This window comes from Paenarthrobacter histidinolovorans (genome assembly GCF_014647595.1).
GTDB classification, from domain to species: Bacteria; Actinomycetota; Actinomycetes; order Actinomycetales; family Micrococcaceae; genus Arthrobacter; species Arthrobacter histidinolovorans.
In genome coordinates this window covers 392,155-412,844 of record NZ_BMPM01000002.1, presented here as the reverse complement: position 1 = coordinate 412,844, position 20,690 = coordinate 392,155, and the positions used below count along the sequence as shown (strand labels likewise).

Here is a 20,690-nt window from a genome sequence, read left to right as displayed (position 1 = left end):
TCACAAAGTGTTGTACTCTGGATCCATGGCAACCACCCCAGAGCTCATTGACCGTCCCCGGGTTCTCGTCGTCGGCGGCGGCTACGTCGGCCTGTACGTAGCACTCAAACTGCAGAAGAAGATCGCGAACGCAGGCGGCATCGTCACCGTCGTGGATCCGCTGCCCTACATGACTTACCAGCCGTTCCTCCCCGAGGTGGCCGGTGGAAACATCGAGGCACGCCACGCCGTCGTCTCCCACCGCCAGCACCTGAAGCAGACTGAGCTCATCCAGGGCCGCGTCACCAGCATCGACCACGCCAACCGCACTGCGGTCGTGGCACCGTCCGATGGCGGCGAGCCTTTCGAGATCCCGTACTTCGACGTCGTGATCGCAGCCGGCGCCATCACCCGCACGTTCCCCATCAAGGGCCTCGCGGACAAGGGCATCGGCCTGAAGACCATCGAGGAAGCCGTTGCACTGCGCAACAAGGTCCTGGAGCGCATTGAAGCCGCTTCCACCATGACCGACCCCGCAGAGCGCGCCAAGGCACTGACCTTCGTAGTAGTCGGTGGCGGCTTCGCAGGCATCGAGTGCCTCACCGAAATGGAAGACCTCGCCCGCGCAGCAGTCCGCAACAACCCGCGCGTCCGCCAGGAAGAAGTCCGCTTCATCCTGGTTGAAGCCATGGGCCGCATCATGCCCGAGGTCACCGCCTCTCAGGCCGAGTGGGTCGTGGAGCACCTCCGCAGCCGCGGCATCGAGGTTCTCCTCAACACCTCCCTGGACAGCGCCGAGGGCAACCTCAAGCTCATCAACCTGCCGGACAAGACCTCTGCCGGTGAAGTCGAAGCGGACACGCTGGTTTGGGCTGCCGGTGTGCAGGCCAACCCGATGATCCGTTCCACCGACTTCCCGCTGGAACCGCGCGGCCGCGTCCGCGTCCTCCCGGACCTGCGCATCGCAGGCGACGAAGGCATCGTGGAGAACGCCTGGGCAGCCGGCGACATCGCCGCTGTCCCGGACCTCACGGGCAAGGGCCTGCCGGACGGTACCTGCGTCCCCAACGCCCAGCACGCACTCCGCCAGGCCAAGAAGCTTGCCAAGAACCTGTGGGCATCCCGCTGGGACAAGCCGCTGCACGACTACAAGCACAAGAACCTTGGTGCTGTTGCCGGCTTCGGCGAGTGGAAGGGTGTGGCCAACATCAACCTGCTCGGCCGCATCGGCCTCAAGGGCGGCCTCGCCTGGCTGGCACACCGTGGCTACCACGGCATGGCCATGCCCACGGTTGAGCGCAAGTTCCGCGTGATCTTCGGCTGGATCCTGTCCTTCTTCGCAGGGCGCGACACTACGCAGCTGATCGACCTCGACAACCCGCGCGGTGCCTTCGTAGCTGCAGCAACACCGGCTCCCAAGCCTGCCGCTGCTCCTGCACCGGCTCCTGCTCCCGGGAAGCCTGCCGAGGACAAGACCCCGGTTACTGCTGACGCCAAGTAGCACAAGCACCAAGCAGTTCAAGCACCAAGTAGTTCATGCATGACGACGGCCGCTCCCTTGAGGGGAGCGGCCGTCCTCGTGGTTTAAGCCGTCTTCTAGACTGGTGCCATGCCCGGTGAAACTGACCTGACCACCCTGCTGGAATCCCTGCACCCCGTCTTCCGCGACGGTGACTACGTGTACGCGCTCTGGCCGCACGGCCGTCCGCTGGAAGGGGCCATTGAAGCCGCGGTCCGAGAGGCCGAGGGCCTGACGGTGGTTCTGCATCGTGACGAGGCGGACAGGCTCGGCCTCAGCTACGACTTTGTGGCCTCCTGGATCACCCTGCAGGTCCACTCCGCACTGGAAGCCGTAGGACTGACCGCCGCGGTCAGTGCTGCGCTCACGCACGCGGGCATCAGCTGCAATGTCCTCGCCGGTTTCCACCACGACCATCTGCTGGTGCCCGTGGCGGACGCGCCGCGGGCAATGGAGGTACTGCGGCTGCTGGCGCGGGGTCTGGTCCTTCGCGAGGAGCGTCCAGGGGACCGCCAGGAGATCCTCGAGCTGACCGCCCGGGCTTTCGCCATCTCGCCGGTGACTGGCGAGCAGGTGGAAGGGATTCCCATTGAAACAGGGCTGCTCAAGGAACTCTTTGAATGCGACGAGTACATTCCCGGGTTGAGCCTGGTGGCTGAGCTTGGCGGCGAAGTAGTGGGCCACGCGATTTCTACCAGGGGTTGGGCGGGGGAACTGGAGGTCCTTGGCTTGGGTCCGATCGGTGTGCTTCCGCAGTTTCAGCGCCGCGGCATCGGTTCTGCACTGATGCGGGAGTCGATGGCCCGTGCCACCGCCATGGGCGAACCGGGGATCGTGCTGCTGGGCAGCCCGTCCTACTACCAGCGTTTCGGCTTCGTGCCGGCCAGGTCCCTGGGCGTGGAGCCACCGGAGGCGGCGTGGGGGGATCACTTCCAGCTGCTGGCGCTGCCGGACTGGCCCGACGGCGTTCACGGCACCTTCCGGTACGCCGAACCCTTCAACCGGCTGTAGCTGGGATACCATGGTCCGGGCGCCCCAGTAGCCCAATTGGCAGAGGCAGCGGACTTAAAATCCGCGTGTTGTGGGTTCGAGTCCCACCTGGGGCACAGCGCGCAGACGAGAGCGCATTCTTCCTTCCACCCTGTTCAGTGAAAATTCCCAGTTGACTTGTAGATTCCCCACAGGCAACGAGTGTTATAGGGATGTGACCTGAATCACTTATGTTCGCCGATCAATTGCACTAGTTTGAGTCTTAATCAGGAACACCTGAGTAATCGCATCAAAGGCAGTTCGCACCTTTCGATCGAGGAGACAACGAATGTTTGATCTTTCCCCAGCGGCGCCCCGAGCCGCCAAGCTAACAGCGCTTGGCATTGGGGTCGCCCTTTTGGCCACAGCTTGTGGCGGGTCTTCGACGCCGACACAGACTGGGTCTTCCTCCGCTTCGGCGGCGGCAGGCATCTCCTGCCCGGCACCGAGCGGCGGAGCGGGAGCCGGCAACAGCCAGGCTGCCACCAACACTGGACCTGTACCCCCCTCGACCACCACAACGTCCACGCCGCTCAAGATTGGTTCGCTCCTGCCGACAACGGGGTCGCTGGCCTTCCTCGGCCCACCCGAAATCGCTGGTGTGAACCTTGGCATCAAGGAAGTCAATGACGCTGGCGGCGTCCTGGGCGCTCCGGTGTCCGTTATCCACCGTGACTCCGGTGACACCAAGACAGACATCGCGACGCAGTCCACCACGGCACTTCTGGGCCAGGGGGTCAGCGCGGTCATCGGCGCAGCGTCTTCGGGCGTTTCCAAGACCGTCATCAACCAGATCACGGGCGCCGGCGTCATCCAGTTCTCGCCTGCGAACACCTCGCCCGACTTCACCACCTGGGATGACAAGGGCCTCTACTGGCGCACTGCACCCTCAGACGTCCTGCAGGGCAAGGTCCTCGGTAACTACATGGCTACCTGTGGCGCCCAGACCGTTGGCATGATCGTCCTCAACGACGCTTACGGCACCGGCCTGCAGAAGAACGTCAAGGAGGCTTTTGAGGCTGCCGGCGGCAAGGTCGTAGCTGAGGAACTCTTCAACGAAGGCGACTCGCAGTTCAGCAGCCAGGTTGACAAGGTCCTGGCCGCAAAGCCGGACGCCATTGCCCTGATCACCTTTGACCAGGCCAAGAGCATCGTCCCCCTGATCACCGGCAAGGGCATCAAGCCCACGCAGCTGTTCATGGTTGACGGCAACACCTCGGACTACAGCAAGGACTTCCAGGCTGGCACCTTGAAGGGTGCACAGGGAACCATCCCCGGAACGTTCGCCAAGGACGACTTCAAGAAGAAACTCCTGGCCATCGATCCCGCTCTGAAGGACTACAGCTACGCAGGTGAATCCTACGATGCCGTGAACCTGATCTCGCTGGCTTCCGAAGCCGCCAAGAGCACCAAGGGCACGGACATCGCAGCCAAGCTGAAGGAAGTCTCCGAGGGCGGCGAGAAGTGCACCAGCTTCCCCGCCTGCGTCACTCTGCTCCGCGAGGGCAAGGACATCGACTACGACGGCCAGTCGGGTCCGGTGACGTTCTCCGACGCCGGTGACCCCACCGAGGCGTACATCGGTATCTACGAGTACCAGGACGACAACACCTACAAGCCGGTCCGTGAGGAGTTCGGCAAGCTCTAAGCCGGTAACTCTCCACCAAGCAGAACAGGTCCTCTTCCACCCGGAAGGGGACCTGTTCCGCGTCAGGCGGATCGTGGTTCCTTAGCCTGGATAGGGTTCGAAACCGTCCAGCACTCTTTCCACCATCCGGACGCCCTGTTGTTCAAAGTCCCGGTCACCCACGTGGTGTGCCCAGACCACCGTGCCGACGGCCTGGTTGAGGTTCTCCAGCCGCCACGATTGCCGGTCCTCTTCCGTGGCGACAAGCCTGCCCAAACCCGCATGGAATGACGCTGTGAGCCCGGGTTGCCCCAGGAGCTGCTGATGGCCAAGGCGGACGAGGTCGTGGACCCAAGGGCGAAGCTCTGCCCGTCCGAAATCGATCACCCTGATGGTCCCGTCATCGTGCAGCCAGTTCCGGGGCTGATAGTCGCCGTGGGTGGTCACCACCACGACGGGAAAATGCTCGACGGCGGCAATCGCCGAAGCCAGTCCGCGCAGCACGGGCCGCGCCAACAGCCCGTGCGCCCTTTCCAGCATTGAGGTGGTCCTTATGGTGAGCGACTTCAAATAGCTGCCGGACGTACCTGCCGGCTGGTGCAAAAGGCGCAGGAGTTCTCCGGCCTGGCGATACGTCTCCGGGTCCTCTTCTGCCGGTGTACCTGAGACCACCGCGCCCGGAAGGTACCGTGTGACCAGGAGCCCGGCGTCGGGGGCAGCTTGCAGCATGACAGGAACGTTGCCCTCGAGTCCGGGCAATCCACGGGAGTAGGCTGCGATTTCACGGCGGATATGGTGGCTGGTCCCACTCGCCTTGACCATGACGTGGTCTCCGACGACAGCAACGCGGGGTCACTTCCGGCCCGTTGGGAGACCCAACATGGGCCGGAAGTGACCCCGCGTTGCATTTGGCTAGACCTCGTCCGCCAAGGTGCCCAGGTAGAGCTGGATAACCTTGGGATCCTTCATGAGCTCACGGCCGGTGCCGGTGTAGGCGTCCTTGCCCTGGTCCAGGACATAGCCGCGGTCGCAGATCTGCAGGCAACGGCGGGCGTTCTGTTCCACCATGATCACGGACACGCCGGCCCGGTTGATTTCGTGCACCCGGAGGAAGGTCTCGTCCTGTTTGACGGGGGAGAGGCCTGCCGATGGCTCGTCAAGGAGCAGCACCGCGGGATCCATCATGAGTGCCCGGCCCATTGCCACCATCTGGCGTTCACCGCCGGACAGCGACCCCGCACGCTGGGCGCGGCGCTTGGCCAGTTCGGGGAAGAGGCTCGTGACGAAGTCAAAGCGCTCGGCGAACACCTTGGGCCGCTGGAACATACCCATTTGAAGGTTTTCCTCGATGGTCAACGTGGCGAACACGTTGTTGGTCTGCGGCACAAAACCTACGCCCTGGGTGACAAGCTTGTTCGCTTTCAACCCGGTGAGGTCCTGTCCACGCACCACAACGGTGCCCGAGTGGACCTTGACCAAGCCGAACATGGCCTTCAGCAACGTGGACTTGCCGGCACCGTTCGGTCCGATGATGCCGATGAGCTCACCTTTGCGGGCTTCGATGCTGCAGCCGTTCAGGATGTTGACGCCCGGGAGGTACCCGGCTACGAGGTTGGTGACCTTGACGACGGAATCGCCGGCGGGGGCATCTGCCGGAGCGGGCATGGCACTGGTGCTGCTCATAGTCCGTCCTCCTTCCTGGGTTCAACGTGACTGGGTTCAACGTTTTTGGGTTCAACGTTTTTGGGTTCAACGATGTCCGACAGGATGCCGGCATCTTCCGTGCCGACCACCGATTCCTCATCGGCTTCCAGTTCTGCCTCGAGGACCTTGATGCCCTCAGCATCGCCGAGGTCGACGTCGTGGTGGGCGCCAAGGTAGGCATCGATGACCGCAGGGTTCTTCATCACTTCGCCAGGAGGTCCCTCGGCCACTACCTTGCCTTCGGCCATGACCACCACCCAGTCGGCGATATGGCGGACCATGTTCATGTCGTGCTCAACGAAGAGGACGGTCATGCCCTCGGCTTTGAGGTTCTTGATGTGGTCCAGCAAGGACTGCGTCAGTGCCGGGTTCACGCCTGCCATCGGCTCATCGAGCATGACCAGCTTAGGCTTGACCATCAAGGAGCGCGCCATCTCCAGAAGCTTCCGCTGACCGCCTGAGAGCGATGCCGCGTAGTCGTCCTTCTTCGCGTCCAGCTTGAACTTCTCCAGCAGGATATGGGCCTGGGCTGTGATCTCCTTTTCGCGTCCGCCCCACATGCCCTTGAACAGAGCCCTGGAGAGCCGTTCGCCCGGTTGGTCGGCGGCCCCCAGACGCATGTTTTCCATGACGGTCAGCTTGCCCATGACCTTGGTGAGCTGAAAGGTCCGGACCATGCCCATGCGTGCCACTTTGTAGGAGGACACCCCGGCAAGGCTGTTGCCTTCAAACTGCCACTTCCCCGTGTTGGGAGTATCAAAGCCCGTCAGCAGGTTGAACAGGGTGGTCTTGCCGGCCCCGTTGGGCCCAATCAACGCGGTGATCTTGTGGCGGGGAATTTCAAGGTACTCGACATCCACGGCATTGATGCCGCCAAAGGAACGGGTTACGTCCTCTGCCACCACGATCGGATCGCGCTTTTTGCAACCGGGTGTGTTTTCCCCAACTGCGATCGGGCGCGAATCTGTCATGTAGTCGATATTTTCGCTGTTGCCGATGTTGCTGTCGTTGGTCTCACTCATGCGAAAGCAAGCTCCTTCTTATTGCCGAACACGCCTTGTGGGCGGAAGATCATCAGGAGCATCAGCGCCACGCCCACAAGGATGTAGCGCAGCTGGCCGGCTTGCACCGTAGTCAGCCAGGTGACCGCCCCCGATTCGATGAGGCCGTAGAGCAGGCTCTGGGTCAGGGAGAGCACAACCCAGAAAATCATTGCTCCGATAACCGGCCCCAGGACGGTGGCCATGCCGCCGAGCAGGAGGCATGTCCAGAGGAAGAACGTCAGTTCCGTTCCGTAGTTGGATGGCTGGACAGCACCTCGGGGGAGCGTGAAGATCATGCCGGCCAAGGCGCCAAGGACACCACCGATGACCAGTGCCTGCATCTTGTACGCGTACACGTTCTTGCCCAGTGACCTGACCGCATTCTCGTCTTCACGGATGCCCTTCAGGACACGGCCCCAGGGGCTGCGCATCAGCAGCCAGACCAGGACACAGCAAACAACTACCAAGCCCCAGCCCACCACGCGAATGAAGAAATCGCGGTTGTTCATGCCCATGTAGGACCCTTCGGGGAACGGGTTCATGGCGTAGAACGTGTTCTCGAAGGCGGCCAGGCCATTGGCTGAGCCAGTGACTTTGGTGAGCTGGTTGGTGGTGACTACGTACCGGACAATTTCGGCGGCTGCGATGGTCACGATTGCCAGGTAATCCGCTCGGAGCCGCAGCGTGGGGATACCCAGGATAAAGGCGAAGATGACCGAACAGATGACCGATACCAGCAGGGCTACAAAGAACGGTGCATTGAAGGTGAGTGTGGAGATGGCGAAGCCGTATGCGCCCACAGCCATGAAGCCTGCCTGGCCAAAGTTCAGCAGGCCCGAGTAGCCGAAGTGCACGGCGAGACCCAAAGCGGCAAGCGCGTAGGCCGCCGTCGTCGGGCTGAACAATTCACCCAGGGCACTGGAGAAAATAAATCCGAAATCCATGGCCCGCTCCTAACCCACACGCTCACGCCGGCCGAGGATACCCTGCGGTCGGAACAGAAGAACAACGATCATGATGAAAAGGGCACCGACGTACTTGAGGTCGGCGGGAAGGCCGAACACCGTTGTCAGTTCCACGAAGATACCTACGACGATCGAACCGATCAGCGCACCGAATACCGTGCCCAGTCCACCGAGCGTCACGCCCGCAAAGATGAGCAGCAGGATTTGCGAGCCCATATCGAAAGTGACACCCGGGCGGTAGTAGGCCCAGAGGATGCCGCCAAGTGAGGCCAGGACGCCTCCGACGATCCACACGATGCGGATAACGGAGTCGACGTCGATGCCGGAGGCTGCTGCCAGGGCGGGGTTGTCGGCTACTGCGCGGGTTGCCTTGCCCAGCCGGGTCTTCAACAGGATGAATCCGATCAGGGCGATCACCACGGCACTGATAAGCAGTGACCACAGGTTGTTGGGGGAGATGGAGACAGGGCCGAACTGGATCTCAGCGCTCTGTGCTCCCGGCAGCTGTTGTGTTGCACCGCCGAAGAAGAACTGGATGACATACCGGATGGCCAGAGCCAGGCCGATGCTGACGATCATCATGGGGACCAGTCCGGAACCACGCCGCCTCAGGGGGCGCCAAAGTCCTGCGTCCTGGACGTATCCGAAGAGTCCGCCGCCTACCAGGGCCAGCAGGATTGCCAGCCAGAAGGGAAGGCCGAAGCCATTGAACATGAAGACGAGGACTGCGCCGAGTGTCACCATCTCGCCGTGGGCGAAGTTGGTGAGGCCGGTGGTCCCGAAGATCAGCGAAAGTCCCACTGCGGCCAACGCGAGGAGAAGGCCGAAGCTCAGACCCGCCACCAGGCGGTTCAGGAGGTTCTGTCCAAAGTCCTGCTGCTGGACCACGATGCCTTTGCCGAAGGCGAAGATCACCGACAAGTTGGAGGTCTGGCTGAAGGTGACATCCCTCGGGTTCTCCTGGCCATCCGCGAGCTTGATGCCATCAGGCAAGGTAGAGGTATCGAGCTCAACGGTGTAAGTGCCTTGGACGGGTACGCCGATGCTCCACGCGCCGTTGGCGCCGGAGGTGGCTTCACCCTCGAATCCGTTGCCCGAGGCCTTGATCTTGACGCCGGGAATGGGGGCCCGGGCGTCATCGCGGAGGAAGCCGCTGATGTTGTTTTGGAAATTGGTGGGTGATGGCGAAGGCGAGGGGGTGGTTGCCTGTGCCGAGGGGGCGGCGATCAACAGAGTTGCGATCAGGGCTGCGAAAAGTGCCCCCACGACTCTCTGCAGTCCCTTGGACCGTCTCTTGGACGGGTCGCGCAGTGTGCTTCTCAAAATGGAAACCTCCACAGTGGGGGTGGTCCCGACTGCGCCTTTGCAGCCGGTGCGAACGGGTCATGGGGCTTGTGAACAGTTCTTGCCTAGCTGCCTCGATTGTGATCTAAGTCACCCATGTGTGGCCTATGTTACCGCTCGGGGAGTCGAATGAATGCCCAGTTCGGGGGTGCGAAGATCGCGATCAGATAACAACTGTGAAGCTACAGGCAACTATTAATGTAGGAGTCCTAAATGAAACTTTTGTTGTATGGCGGTGTCACTTAAGTTTCACGAGCGGAAACGCGCACCATATTGCCCTCCGTCCGTGTCACGGTTGGGTTTCGTCTCGGTGAACGGGGGAACTATCCCTGCCATGCGTGCGTGGTAATTGGTACCGTGAACTATCACTTAGCCCTTTCTCAGGAGGACACCCGTAATGGCACTTGGCGGAAACCCAGTCTTCAACGGAAAGAATTTCCGTGGAGCAAAGCAGGCCCCGCCTGTACCGCAAAATCCGTACGGCCAGCAATTTAACCCTGCTGGCCGCGCACCCGGTCAGGTCATGGACGGCCAGGCCGCATGGTCGGCCCAGCAGCAGGGCATGACCAACGAGCAACTGCAGCAGATGTACAACCAGCCGGCAGCAGGCCCCGCTGACACCGGCCGCATGACCTATGACGACGTCATCATGAAGACCGTTGCCTGCTTGGTGGTCCTGGTGATCGGCGCAGCCGTGACACTGTTTGTGGCGCCCGGCCTGTCCAGCCTGCTGATGATCGTTGGTGCACTGGGCGGATTCGTCCTGGCCCTCGTAAACACGTTCAAGAAGCAGCCCTCTCCCGCACTGATCCTGGCCTATGCAGGACTCGAGGGTCTCTTCCTCGGTGGCCTGACCCGGATCCTGGACGGCATGTACCCGGGCGTCGGCCTGCAGGCCGTGATCGGTACCCTTGCGGTGTTCGGTGTGACACTCGTGCTGTTCAAGAGCGGCAAGGTGCGCGCAACGCCCAAGATGGTGCGCTTCTTCATGATCGCGACCATCGGCTACGCAGTTTTCGCACTGATCAACCTGGTCATGATGTGGACCGGTGCTGTTCAGGAGCCGTTCGGCCTGCGCACCAGCATCACGATTGCCGGCATTCCGCTGGGTGTCTTCATCGGTATCCTGGCCATCGGCCTGGCAGCGTTTTCGCTGATCATGGACTTCACCAGCATCGAAGAAGGCGTCCGCGCCGGCGCCCCGGAGCGCTACTCCTGGGTTGCTGCATTCGGCCTGACGGTCACGCTGGTCTGGCTCTACGTCGAAATCATCCGACTGCTCGCCATCTTGCGGGGCGACGACTAGTTGTAAAAGCTCCAACACAAAATGCCCCCGAAGAGATTCGGGGGCATTTTGCGTCAGTGATGTGTTCGTGAGGGGTGAGGTTTCGGGGGAAAGAGCGTGTCAAAGAGGCGGGATCCAACCCCTCGCGTCAGCTCAGGCGTTCGAAAACCACGGCCATGCCCTGCCCGCCACCCACGCAGAGTGTTGCCAGCCCCAGTGTCCCGTCGCGTTCCTTTAACCCGTTCAGCAGGGTGCTGGTCATGCGTGCCCCCGTCATGCCGAACGGATGGCCCAGTGCGATGGCCCCGCCGTGGACATTGAGCTTGGCCGGATCGATGCCCAACTCCCTGGCACTTGCCACAACCTGCACAGCAAACGCTTCGTTGAGCTCCACGAGGTCGATGTCGTCCATGGTCAGCCCGGCCAGGGCAAGTGCCCGCCGGGTGGACTCCACCGGACCCATGCCCATCAGTTCCGGTGACAGTGCGCTGACGCCGGTGGAGACCACCCGCGCGAGGGGCTCCAGGCCGAGTTCGCGGGCCCGTGTGTCGCTCATGACCACCACGGCCGCCGCGCCGTCGTTGAGGGGACAGGCATTGCCTGCCGTCACGGTGCCCCCTGCGCGGAACACGGGCTGCAGTGCCGACACTGCCTCCAGGGTCACCCCCGGCCGGGGCGAGTCGTCACGGTCAACCACCACGCCGTCCTTACGTGTAAAGGGTGTGATATCCCGGGCGTAGAACCCGGAGGCGATTGCAGCTTCGGCGCGGTTCTGGCTCAGGACGCCCCATTCGTCCTGCTCAGCGCGGCTGATGCCGTAGCTCGTGGCGACGTTCTCCGCGGTCTGGCCCATGGAGATGTAGATGTCCGGCAAGCGGCCGCCAAAGCGGGGGTCCGTCCAGGGGATGTTGGAGGCGGCCCGTGCGGCCGTCCGCTGGGCCGCTGCTTCGAAGAGGGGATTGTGGTTGGCGGTGTCGGTTTCGCCTGCACCCGCCCAATTTTGGTACCGCGAGACGCTCTCCACCCCGGCGGAAACCATGGCGTGGGCTTCTCCGGATCGGATGGCGTGGAAGGCCATCCTCAGGGTCTGGAGGCTCGAGGCGCAGAAGCGGTTGATGGTGGCTGCCGGAACCCGGTCCAATCCGGCCAGCACCGCCACCACCCGCGCCATGTTCGAGCCGGCTTCACCGCTGGGCTCCGCGCAGCCCAGGAGGATGTCATCCAGACCGCGTCCGTCGTCGGCGCCGGGGTCAAAACCCGGAACCTTCGCCAATGCCGCCTGCACCATGGCAGTGGCGAGGTCGTCGGGTCGTTCGTCCTTCAGGGAGCCTTTGAAGGCTCGCCCAATGGGGCTTCTGGCAGTGGAAACAATGACAGCCTCAGTCATGGCCCCAGCTTACGCCCGGCGTCGTGCAGGTCACCGGGCGCAGGCCGCGCGTCAGGCCAGGCGGAGGGCGCCCGCAGCCGGGGTGACGGTGAAGATGTCCGGTGCGGTGAAGCCCGCTTCTGCGAAGGAGCGCACGACGGCGTCCCTCACCTGCTGCTCCTGGCCCACCGGCGTCAGTGCGATGGCTGAGCCGCCGAAGCCGCCGCCGGTCATCCGCGCACCGATGGCGCCATTGGCCCGGGAGGTGTCCACGGCGAGATCGAGTTCGGGGCAGGAGATCTCGAAGTCCTCGCGCATGGAAACGTGGCTGGCGTCCAGCAGGGGGCCAATGTTCGCAGCTCCCCGGGTGCCAAGTATCTCCACGGTTTGGAGCACGCGGTCGTTTTCAGTAACCACATGGCGCACTCGCCGAAGCGTGGTCTCGTCCAGCAGCCCGGAAGCCTCCTCCAGATCCTCGACGCCGACGTCGCGCAGTGCTTTGACGCCCAGGATCTCCGCACCCAACTCGCAGGAGGCGCGGCGGGAGGCGTAGCCGCCGTCGGCGTGTGAGTGCGAAACCTTGGTGTCGATGACCAGCAGGACCAGTCCCGAGGCCTCCGCGTCGAACGGGACCAACTCAACATGCTGGTCACGGCAATCAAGGAAGACGGCATGTCCCTCGGCGCCACGCAGTGACGCCGACTGGTCCATGATTCCGGTGGGAGCCCCAACAAAGATGTTCTCAGCGCGCTGGGTGGCCAGGACAAGCTCTTCCGCCGCGAATCCGGCTCCCGTCAGCTCGTTGAGAGCGGAGATGACGGCGCATTCGATGGCATGGGAGGAAGACAGCCCGGCGCCCAGGGGGACATCGGAGTCGAGCAGCAGGTCAAACCCGGGGACGGAGATGCCGCGTTCCCGCAAGGCCCACGCGACTCCCAGGGGATAGCGGGACCAACCTTCGCCGGAGCCGGGTTCCAGATCCGCGAGGTCGGCTTCCACCATGCCGTGGCCGCCGAACGTGGACAGCATGCGCACCGTCGAATCCGCACGGACGCGCAGAGCTATCTTCGCTGTCCTGTCGATGGCGAAGGGGAGCACGAAGCCTTCGTTGTAATCAGTGTGTTCGCCAATCAGGTTGACGCGTCCCGGTGCCTGCCACACGCCGTCGGGAGCTGCTCCGAACGTTTCCTGGAAGCGGGCGGTGAGGACGCTGGCGTCCGTGGTGGTGGTCATGCTCGGATGCCTTCCATTGTGTTGTGGGTGGCCGGTGCAGCCGCGACGTTCCGGAGCCGCTCGGCCACGGCTTCGGGGGTGGTGTCGTTGATGAACGCTCCCATGGCCGCTTCCGAACCGGCCAGGTATTTGAGCTTATCGGCCGCACGCCGGGGCGAGGTGAGCTGGAGGTGCAGTTGGCCCGCGGGCCGAAGTGAGGGATCCAGCGGGGCCTGGTGCCACGCGGAGATGTACGGCATGGGAGTGGGGTAGAGGGAGTCGAGGCGTTTGAGCAGGTCCAGGTAGACATGCGAAAGCTCGTCGCGCTCCTCACCCGTGAGTGCGGCGAGGTCTGGCACGCTGCGGTGCGGCACCAGGTGGATTTCCAAGGGCCAGCGTGCCGCGAAGGGGACGTAGGCGCTGAAGTGCTTGGCCTCCAGGACCATGCGGCTGCCGTCTTCGCGTTCTGCTTTCAGGAGTGAGGCCGCGAGCGTTTCCTTCGCGTCGACGTCGTCGTAGTACTTGCGTGCCACGGCGCCGAGCTGTGCGGCGCGCGGCGTTACGTAGGGGTAGGCATAAATCTGGCCGTGCGGGTGGTGCAGGGTGACGCCGATGTCCGCGCCACGATTCTCGAAGGGGAAAACCTGCTTGATGCCGGGCAGGGCGCTGAGTGCCTCGGTCCGCTGGGCCCACGCTTCGATCACTGTCCGGGCACGGGTCTCGCCCAGCTCTGCGAAGGAGCCCGTGTGCTGCGGAGTGAAGGCCACCACCTCACAGCGGCCAAAGGCGGGTCCTGTAATGCCATGGGCGCTTTGTCCCGCTGCGGGCAGCGGGGGGATCTCGCCCAGGGCTGGTCCCAGGGACGGGAACCGGTTCTCAAATACCACGACGTCGTAGTCCGGCGCCGGGATCTCGGAGGGGTTCGCGGCTGTGGTGGGGCAGATGGGGCACTGATCCGCCGGGGGCAGATGCGTCCGCGTTTGCCGGTGGGCTGCCACAGCCACCCAATCTCCTGATAGTGCGTCGTACCTGACTTCGCCGGGCTCGCCCCGTGCGGGAAGCCGGCGGTGGTCCACCAGTGATTCCGGTGAGCGTTCCGGCGTTCCGGGGTCGTCAAAGTAGATCAGCTCTCTGCTGTCCGCCAGGCGGGTTGTGGTGATGCGACTCATGGCTTCATTGTTCCACAAATGACCAAAAGCGCATAGTTTCTAACAAAAGCAAACATCGCCGGTTCCGGGTCAACCCCCTGGAATGCAGTACGGTAATGCCATGCCTGCCTCTTCGTTGCCAGCCGACAGCGCCCACCACTCCGAATCCCGCCGTTTCGCCACAGGCCGACAGTTCGAGCTTCGACGTGACGACGCCGTCGTTGTCGTGACCGAACTGGCCGCAGGACTGCGGCTCTACTCCCGCGGCGGCGTCCAGCTGACCGAAAGCTACGGCGACGACGAAATCTCTCCCGGGGCCACCGGCATTACTCTGGCACCGTGGGCCAACCGGGTGGAAGACGGCGTCTGGTACCTGGACGGGAAGAAGCAACAGCTCGACATCACCGAAGTGTCCCGGAACAACGCCAGCCACGGACTGTTGCGTAACACCGGCTATGCGCTGGTGGACGAGTCCGAATTCTCCGTCACCCTGGAAGCCACCGTTTTTCCCCAGCACGGCTACCCGTTTCTGGTGCTTCACCGGGTGCGCTACGAACTCGACGACGCCCTGGACCTCCGTGTGTCCCAGACTTTGGTCAACCAGGCGCAGAGCCCGGCTCCGTTTGTCCTGGGCGCCCACCCCTACCTGCGCTTGGGCGATGCTGCGCCCGAAGACCTTGTCCTCACCGTCAACGCGCGGACCCGGCTCGTGGCCGATGAGCGGCTGATCCCACGAAGCACGGCCCCGGCGGATGGCCCGTATGACTTCTCATCCGGAACCGCGGTCGGCCCGGCACTGGTGGACGTCGCGTTAACGGACCTGACGTTCGACGGCGGCGTGGCCCGCCATACGCTCTCCGCACCCGATGGCCGCAGTGTCAGCTTGGAGCAGGACGCGAACTGCCCGTATGTCCATGTCTTCATCACCGATACCTTCCCCGGACGTTCCAAAGCTGTGGCCATCGAACCGATGACTGGCCCGGCGAACGCCTTCAACAGTGGTGACGGCCTCCGCTGGTTGGCGCCAGGGGAGTCGTTCACCATGAACTGGGGTATTACTGCGTCCCTCTAGGCGCCTTTAGCCCCCCAGCTGCCTGCGGGTCGGTTTCCCATACGGAGCGGGCTACGGAATTATGGGTTTATGACGCCAACACCGGACGCCAAGCCCCGTTCTGACCGCCAAATCGCCGAGGACATCCCCTATGGGGTGCGCATTGCAGCTGCCTGGTCGTGGCGGGCAGGACTGATCCTGCTCATGATCGGCGCTCTGGTGTGGTTGCTGGGTAAAGTCAGCTTCCTCATCATTCCCGTGATGGTGGCTGCGCTGCTGGCAGGCCTGCTCTATCCGGTGGTGGCCTGGCTGCGCAACCGGAAAGTCCCCAACGGGGCCGCCGTTGCGATTACTGTGCTCGGATTCATCGGCGTGATTGCCGGCGCGCTGGCCTTGGTAGGCAGGCAACTGGTCTCCGGCTTCGGCGCACTCTGGCAGGAAGCCCTCATGGGAATCCAGCAGATCCAGACCTGGCTTGCCGATGGCCCGCTGCATCTGACGGCAGACCAGATCGATCAGTACATCGCCGACGGCGCCAACGCCCTGCAGAACAACAGCAGCAGCATTCTCAGCGGTGCCCTGTCCTTTGGCAGCACTGCCGGGCACTTCGCCGCGGGCCTGGTGCTGGCGCTGTTCATTCTGATCTTCTTCCTGCTGGAGGGAAGCCGGATCTGGGCCTTCCTGGTGCGCCTTCTGCCCAAGACGGCCCGGCGGGCAACTGACGGTGCGGGCCGACGGGGTTGGACCTCCATGGTCAGCTACGTCCGGATCCAGATGTTCGTTGCCTTCGTGGACGCGGTAGGCATCGGCGTGGGTGCTGCGATCATCCAGGTTCCCTTGGCACTGCCCCTCGCCGTCCTTGTTTTCATCGGCTCGTTCATCCCTGTTGTGGGCGCACTGGTCACCGGTGCCATCGCGGTGCTGCTGGCCCTCGTTGCCAACGGGCCGGTCAATGCCCTGATCATGCTGGCAATCGTCCTGCTGGTGCAGCAGCTTGAGAGCCACATCCTGCAGCCGCTGGTCATGGGCAAGGCTGTGGCCCTGCATCCGGTGGCCGTCATCCTCTCCGTTGCCGCAGGCTCCTACCTGGCAGGCATCCCGGGAGCCCTGTTCGCCGTTCCGCTGCTCGCCGTAGTAAACACGGCAGTTCGCTACATTGCCGGCCGGACGTGGGAACATGATGAAGGATTGGGTGGCGCCGAACTCCAACCGGCAGCCGCTTCCGCGGAGTCCGGCGGTGACGTCAACTTCAAGGAAGTCCACCTTCCAACGGCCGAATCCCGCCTCGCGAGGGGCGGCGCCGGCAAGACCAAGGTTCCTGGGAGCACCTCTGCTGAGGGCCCGGTGGCCGACACCAATAAAGGAGAATAGTCAGTGAATACCCTCGATACCCTGCCCGTCACCCTGGACGATGTCCTCAAGGCGCAGGAGCTGCTCGAGGGCATTATTACCAAGACTCCGGTGGAGTCGTCGCGGGCACTGGGCCACCTTGTGGGCGGGAATGTCTTCTTCAAGTGTGAGAACCTGCAGCGCGCCGGCTCGTTCAAAGTCCGTGGTGCCTATGTACGCATGGCCCGCCTCACCGCCGATGAAAAGAAGCGTGGTGTTGTGGCGGCCTCAGCCGGCAACCACGCCCAAGGTGTCGCAGTGGCAGCCAAAAGCCTTGGCATCAACGCCCGGATCTACATGCCGCTGGGCGTCGCCCTCCCCAAGCTGGCGGCCACGCGGAGCCATGGGGCAGAGGTTATCCTCCACGGCCACAACGTGGATGAGGCACTGGCTGAGGCGCAACGCTACGCCAACGAAACAGGTGCCGTCTTCGTGCACCCCTTTGACAACGTGGATGTCGTAGCGGGCCAAGGCACCATTGGTCTTGAGATCCTGGAACAGATCCCCAACGTGGACACCATCCTGATGGGTGTTGGCGGCGGTGGACTGCTGGCCGGCGTGGCTGTGGCCATCAAAGCCCGCGCCAAGGAGCTTGGCCGCGAGATCAGGGTCATTGGCGTGCAGGCAGAAAACGCTGCGGCGTACCCGCCGTCCTTGGCTGCCGATGCCCTGGTGCCGCTGAAGAAGGTATCCACCATGGCTGACGGCATTGCCGTGGGACGGCCGGGTCAGCTGCCGTTCAGCATCATCCGCGAGCTCGTGGACGACGTCGTAACCGTCAGCGAAGACTCCTTGGCCCGCGCCCTCATCTTCCTGCTGGAACGGGCAAAGATGGTGGTTGAGCCCGCCGGTGCTGTGGGAGTAGCCGCACTGATGGACGGCAAGATCGAGAACCCCGGGAACACCGCCGTCGTGCTTTCCGGTGGCAACATCGATCCCATGCTAATGCTGAAGGTCATCCAGCGCGGTCTGTCGGCCGCAGGCCGTTTCATGACGGTCCGCATGATGCTCGATGACCGTCCCGGTTCGTTGGCTACCATCGCCCGGATCATCGCTGAGAACGACGCCAACGTGACCGGACTGGACCACACGCGCCTGGGCGGTTCCATCAGCATGGGCGATGTCTCCATCACCATCAACCTGGAAACGAAGGGCCACGAACACGGCGAACAGGTCCTTGGCGCATTGCGTGCCGAGGGCTTCCAGCCCATCGTGGTGCACTGACGGGAGGAGCGCCCATGGTGCTTGGAACGCCTGAGGGATCAAAAGCCGACGCCGAGGAATCGCTGGCCGGACGGGCGAAGGGTGGCCTGCTCTTCATGGGCGGCTTCGTGGTGCTGCTCTACGTCATCGAGATCCTCAACACGCTCATGCGGCATGCTCTGAACTCCACGTTCGGACTCCGCCCCCGCTCCATGGACGGCGTCCTGGACATCCTGACGTTTCCTTTGCTTCACGCAAACTTCAACCACCTGATCTCGAACACCCTGCCGCTGATCATCTTCGGCTTCCTGGTGTTCCTGTCCGGCATCCGTGTCTTCGTCACGGCCCTGGCATTCAGCTGGCTGGGCTCGGGGCTCACTGTGTGGCTCATCGGCGGGGGAGGGGTGACGGTTGGCGCTTCAGGGTTGGTGTTCGGTTTCTTCGCGTTCCTGCTGGTCCGGGGTTTCTTCAACCGGAGCTGGTGGCAGATCCTGCTGTCCGTGGTGCTGTTCATGGCCTACGGCAGCATCCTCTTTGGGGTGTTGCCTACGGTGATGGGCTACATCTCGTGGCAGGCCCACCTGGGTGGCGCCATCGGCGGCATCATCGCGGCCCTCTTGCTCCGGCCCAAGCCTGCCATCGCGCCCTGACCCAACCGGTCACGAAAAACGCCGGCCCCCTCCGCGAAGGAGGGGGCCGGCGTCGTTCGTTCTTGGTCGGTGAGCCGCTGCTTAGGCGACGTACGGCTTGGCGGAGACGATCTCTACCGCGATTTCCTTGCCGTTCGGGGCGACGTAGCTGAGGCTGTCGCCTTCCTTGTGGCCGATGATGGCTGCACCGAGGGGCGACTTCTCACTGAAGACGTCCAGATCGGAATCTCCGGCGATTTCGCGCGAGCCCAGCAGGAATGTCTCTTCGTCACCGGCGATGCGGGCAACAACCAGCATGCCGGGCTCGACGATTCCGTCGTCAGCGGGGGCTTCGCCTACATGGGCGTCGCGAAGAAGGGCGGTGAGCTGCCGGATACGGGCCTCGATCTTGCCCTGTTCCTCCTTGGCTGCGTGGTATCCGCCGTTTTCCTTGAGGTCGCCTTCCTGGCGGGCAGCTTCGATCTTCTGGACGATTTCCGCCCGGCCAGCGCCGGAAAGGTGGTCCAGCTCAGCCTTCAAGCGGTCGAAAGCTTCCTGGGTAAGCCAAGCCGCAGTGGCGCTGTTGGTGGTAGACACGGATTTCTCCTCTAGATCTGACAATGCAAAAAGACCCCGCCGAGGTGGCCACTCGTAAAACTCAGTAACCAACTTAACGGGGTGAAGGTTTCATCCATTGTAGTAAATCCTCTGGACGAACCCAAACCGGTTGAGCCGTGGGTCACACGTTTGTTATTTGCCGCTGTCCACAATCCAGCAGTTGTCAACGACGCCGGAGACGGAAGGGGACTCGGTCCTCAGGGTGGTCCGTTGAACCGTGGTCCTGCCGCCGTCGGGGTCATCCTGGGGCTCGTTGGCAGCAATCTCCACTACCTTCCAACCCACCACGGCGAACTTGGAGTCCAGGGCCTTGATGGCGCATTTCGCGGTCGCCCGGGGTGACTTGGTGACCTGGTAATCGACCTCGGCCTGGGTGTCGTCCACCGTGCTGTAACCAATGTCCTTGAACGTGACCGGAGCCTGTGCGGACCCTGTGGCCACGTATGCGGCCAAGCCAATGGCGACCACCAGCGCGGCGATGATGATGTTCCGCTTGGTTTTGCCTGTCATGGCGCGCTTTTGACCGCCGTAGCGATTGGCTAGGCTGGTGCTTGCCGGTACTTGGGTGGCCGAAAGGTCCTCTGAAGTCACCCACCCAGTTTAGTGCCGATCCCGGTGGCACTTTGCCGCCCCTTAAGCCAGATCCATGAAAGAGGAGCCGTCACGTGACAGCGTCCAGCAGTTCCGACCAGCAGCTGCGGCTGCTCGCCGTCCACGCCCACCCGGATGATGAGTCCAGCAAGGGTGCAGCAACCATGGCGATGTATGCCGCCGCAGGCGTGGATGTCATGGTGGCCACGTGCACGGACGGATCCCGTGGGGACATCCAGAACCCGGCCATGGAGGATGCCCCGCATCCCAAGCGGGACATGGCCGGCGCGCGCCGCCTGGAAATGGCCAATGCAGCCTCGGTCCTGGGAATCAAGCAGCGCTGGCTGGGATTCGTGGACTCCGGCCTGCCGGAGGGGGACCCTCTTCCGCCGCTGCCGCCTGGATGCTTCGCGTTGCAGCCGCTGGAGCGGGCTTCGGCTCCTCTGGTGCGTCTGGTCCGCCACTTCAAGCCGCACGTCATCCTCAGTTACGACGAAAACGGTGGCTATCCGCATCCGGACCACATCATGGCCCACAAGGTGGCGGTCGAAGCCTATGAAGCCGCGGGCGATCCTGAACGCTATCCCGGCATGGGCGAGCCATGGGCCCCGGACAAGCTTTACTACGACCGTGCTTTCAGCCCCGCACGCTTCCGTGCCCTGCATTTCGCGTTGGAGGAAGCCGGGCTGCAATCTCCCTACGCTGAGCGGCTGGCGGCGTGGTTGGAAGCGGACGCCGAGGGGCACACACCACCGGCCGGCGGTCACCAGACCACTACCCAAATAGACTGCGGCGCCTACTTTGAGGTCCGCGATGACGCTCTGCGTGCCCACCGGACCCAGATCGACCCGCTGGGCTTCTTCTTCGCGGTATCGCCGGAACTGCAGCGGACCACGTGGCCTTGGGAGGACTACACCTTGATCAAATCCCGGGTGCCCTCCGAGCTGCCGGAAAAGGATCTCTTCGCAGGGATAAGATAAGAACGCCG

The 20,690-nt window shown here is 63.2% G+C and carries 19 protein-coding genes and 1 tRNA gene; 10 read left to right on the top strand and 10 right to left on the bottom strand.

The genetic code is table 11. The features are described from left to right. Positions 1–25: 25 nt before the first annotated feature. The 4 genes from IEY62_RS06395 (at position 26) to IEY62_RS06380 (ending at position 4,175) form a co-directional block, all read left to right on the top strand. Positions 26–1,480 carry an NAD(P)/FAD-dependent oxidoreductase gene (locus IEY62_RS06395; RefSeq protein ID WP_189015116.1) on the top strand — a complete coding sequence of 485 codons (1,455 nt, stop codon included), beginning with the start codon at positions 26–28 and terminating at the stop codon, positions 1,478–1,480. Between the two features lie 108 nt (positions 1,481–1,588). Next, entirely contained in the window at positions 1,589–2,509 is a 921-nt protein-coding gene (locus IEY62_RS06390) for an N-acetyltransferase (RefSeq protein ID WP_189015114.1), read from the top strand. 21 nt (positions 2,510–2,530) lie between these two features. After that, a tRNA-Leu gene (locus tag IEY62_RS06385) sits at positions 2,531–2,604 on the top strand. A gap of 212 nt (positions 2,605–2,816) precedes the next feature. After that, a complete protein-coding gene (locus tag IEY62_RS06380) occupies positions 2,817–4,175 on the top strand; it encodes an ABC transporter substrate-binding protein (protein ID WP_189015112.1) in 1,359 nt (452 codons plus the stop codon). 81 nt (positions 4,176–4,256) lie between these two features. Here IEY62_RS06380 and IEY62_RS06375 read toward each other — a convergent pair whose 3' ends face one another. From IEY62_RS06375 to IEY62_RS06355, 5 genes are all read right to left on the bottom strand, one after another. Further along, positions 4,257–4,976: a phosphotransferase gene (locus IEY62_RS06375; protein ID WP_189015110.1), complete on the bottom strand. Its 720-nt coding sequence runs from the start codon at positions 4,974–4,976 to the stop codon at positions 4,257–4,259. 90 nt (positions 4,977–5,066) lie between these two features. Beyond that, entirely contained in the window at positions 5,067–5,837 is a 771-nt protein-coding gene (locus tag IEY62_RS06370; RefSeq protein WP_189015108.1) for an ABC transporter ATP-binding protein, read from the bottom strand. Then, entirely contained in the window at positions 5,834–6,880 is a 1,047-nt protein-coding gene (locus IEY62_RS06365) for an ABC transporter ATP-binding protein (protein WP_189015106.1), read from the bottom strand. Before IEY62_RS06365 ends, IEY62_RS06370 begins: the two co-directional genes overlap by 4 nt. Further along, positions 6,877–7,845, bottom strand: coding sequence for a branched-chain amino acid ABC transporter permease (locus tag IEY62_RS06360; RefSeq protein ID WP_189015104.1), 969 nt, complete (start codon positions 7,843–7,845; stop codon positions 6,877–6,879). Before IEY62_RS06360 ends, IEY62_RS06365 begins: the two co-directional genes overlap by 4 nt. A gap of 9 nt (positions 7,846–7,854) precedes the next feature. Further along, on the bottom strand, positions 7,855–9,132 hold the full coding sequence (locus IEY62_RS06355; protein WP_189015102.1) for a branched-chain amino acid ABC transporter permease: 1,278 nt from the start codon (positions 9,130–9,132) through the stop codon (positions 7,855–7,857). 475 nt (positions 9,133–9,607) lie between these two features. Here IEY62_RS06355 and IEY62_RS06350 point away from each other — a divergent pair, with 475 nt between their 5' ends. Then, a complete protein-coding gene (locus IEY62_RS06350; RefSeq protein WP_189015100.1) occupies positions 9,608–10,516 on the top strand; it encodes a Bax inhibitor-1/YccA family protein in 909 nt (302 codons plus the stop codon). 127 nt (positions 10,517–10,643) lie between these two features. Here the strand turns inward: IEY62_RS06350 and IEY62_RS06345 are convergent, their stop codons facing one another. Genes IEY62_RS06345 through galT form a run of 3 tightly spaced genes read right to left on the bottom strand, consistent with a single transcriptional unit; the run spans position 10,644 to position 14,242 of the window. Next, positions 10,644–11,882, bottom strand: a complete 1,239-nt coding sequence (locus tag IEY62_RS06345) for an acetyl-CoA C-acetyltransferase (protein WP_189015098.1) — start codon at positions 11,880–11,882, stop codon at positions 10,644–10,646. A gap of 51 nt (positions 11,883–11,933) precedes the next feature. Continuing rightward, positions 11,934–13,094, bottom strand: a complete 1,161-nt coding sequence (gene galK / locus IEY62_RS06340; protein WP_189015096.1) for a galactokinase — start codon at positions 13,092–13,094, stop codon at positions 11,934–11,936. Beyond that, on the bottom strand, positions 13,091–14,242 hold the full coding sequence (galT, locus tag IEY62_RS06335) for a galactose-1-phosphate uridylyltransferase (RefSeq protein WP_189015094.1): 1,152 nt from the start codon (positions 14,240–14,242) through the stop codon (positions 13,091–13,093). Before galT ends, galK begins: the two co-directional genes overlap by 4 nt. A gap of 100 nt (positions 14,243–14,342) precedes the next feature. On the opposite strand from galT, the gene IEY62_RS06330 reads away from it, so the two are divergent. From IEY62_RS06330 to IEY62_RS06315, 4 genes are all read left to right on the top strand, one after another. After that, on the top strand, positions 14,343–15,293 hold the full coding sequence (locus IEY62_RS06330) for an aldose 1-epimerase family protein (protein WP_229785101.1): 951 nt from the start codon (positions 14,343–14,345) through the stop codon (positions 15,291–15,293). A 69-nt stretch (positions 15,294–15,362) separates the two neighbouring features. Next, a complete protein-coding gene (locus IEY62_RS06325) occupies positions 15,363–16,643 on the top strand; it encodes an AI-2E family transporter (protein ID WP_189015090.1) in 1,281 nt (426 codons plus the stop codon). Between the two features lie 3 nt (positions 16,644–16,646). After that, the gene (gene ilvA, locus IEY62_RS06320; RefSeq protein ID WP_018777289.1) at positions 16,647–17,885 is read left to right on the top strand and encodes a threonine ammonia-lyase; all 1,239 of its coding nucleotides are present in this window, start codon (positions 16,647–16,649) and stop codon (positions 17,883–17,885) included. 14 nt (positions 17,886–17,899) lie between these two features. Further along, positions 17,900–18,514, top strand: a complete 615-nt coding sequence (locus IEY62_RS06315; protein WP_189015088.1) for a rhomboid family intramembrane serine protease — start codon at positions 17,900–17,902, stop codon at positions 18,512–18,514. Positions 18,515–18,595: 81 nt separating this feature from the next. Here IEY62_RS06315 and greA read toward each other — a convergent pair whose 3' ends face one another. Further along, a complete protein-coding gene (greA, locus tag IEY62_RS06310) occupies positions 18,596–19,090 on the bottom strand; it encodes a transcription elongation factor GreA (protein WP_018777291.1) in 495 nt (164 codons plus the stop codon). Between the two features lie 153 nt (positions 19,091–19,243). Next, the gene (locus IEY62_RS06305; RefSeq protein WP_189015080.1) at positions 19,244–19,702 is read right to left on the bottom strand and encodes a DUF4307 domain-containing protein; all 459 of its coding nucleotides are present in this window, start codon (positions 19,700–19,702) and stop codon (positions 19,244–19,246) included. Positions 19,703–19,776: 74 nt separating this feature from the next. Between IEY62_RS06305 and mca the strand changes: the two genes are divergently transcribed. After that, complete coding sequence (gene mca, locus IEY62_RS06300) at positions 19,777–20,682, top strand: mycothiol conjugate amidase Mca (protein WP_189015078.1); 906 nt, start codon at positions 19,777–19,779, stop codon at positions 20,680–20,682. The last annotated feature ends 8 nt before the right edge of the window (positions 20,683–20,690 follow it).

Excerpts from the sequence above, each read along its gene's own strand:
- IEY62_RS06370 (WP_189015108.1), bottom strand. The coding sequence starts at position 5,837 with ATGAGCAGCACCAGTGCCATGCCCGCTCCGGCAGATGCCCCCGCCGGC.
- galT (WP_189015094.1), bottom strand. The coding sequence starts at position 14,242 with ATGAGTCGCATCACCACAACCCGCCTGGCGGACAGCAGAGAGCTGATC.
- IEY62_RS06395 (WP_189015116.1), top strand. The coding sequence starts at position 26 with ATGGCAACCACCCCAGAGCTCATTGACCGTCCCCGGGTTCTCGTCGTC.
- galK (WP_189015096.1), bottom strand. The coding sequence starts at position 13,094 with ATGACCACCACCACGGACGCCAGCGTCCTCACCGCCCGCTTCCAGGAA.
- IEY62_RS06380 (WP_189015112.1), top strand. The coding sequence starts at position 2,817 with ATGTTTGATCTTTCCCCAGCGGCGCCCCGAGCCGCCAAGCTAACAGCG.
- IEY62_RS06360 (WP_189015104.1), bottom strand. The coding sequence starts at position 7,845 with ATGGATTTCGGATTTATTTTCTCCAGTGCCCTGGGTGAATTGTTCAGC.
- IEY62_RS06325 (WP_189015090.1), top strand. The coding sequence starts at position 15,363 with ATGACGCCAACACCGGACGCCAAGCCCCGTTCTGACCGCCAAATCGCC.
- IEY62_RS06350 (WP_189015100.1), top strand. The coding sequence starts at position 9,608 with ATGGCACTTGGCGGAAACCCAGTCTTCAACGGAAAGAATTTCCGTGGA.
- IEY62_RS06315 (WP_189015088.1), top strand. The coding sequence starts at position 17,900 with ATGGTGCTTGGAACGCCTGAGGGATCAAAAGCCGACGCCGAGGAATCG.
- IEY62_RS06390 (WP_189015114.1), top strand. The coding sequence starts at position 1,589 with ATGCCCGGTGAAACTGACCTGACCACCCTGCTGGAATCCCTGCACCCC.
- IEY62_RS06345 (WP_189015098.1), bottom strand. The coding sequence starts at position 11,882 with ATGACTGAGGCTGTCATTGTTTCCACTGCCAGAAGCCCCATTGGGCGA.
- IEY62_RS06375 (WP_189015110.1), bottom strand. The coding sequence starts at position 4,976 with ATGGTCAAGGCGAGTGGGACCAGCCACCATATCCGCCGTGAAATCGCA.
- IEY62_RS06365 (WP_189015106.1), bottom strand. The coding sequence starts at position 6,880 with ATGAGTGAGACCAACGACAGCAACATCGGCAACAGCGAAAATATCGAC.
- IEY62_RS06330 (WP_229785101.1), top strand. The coding sequence starts at position 14,343 with ATGCCTGCCTCTTCGTTGCCAGCCGACAGCGCCCACCACTCCGAATCC.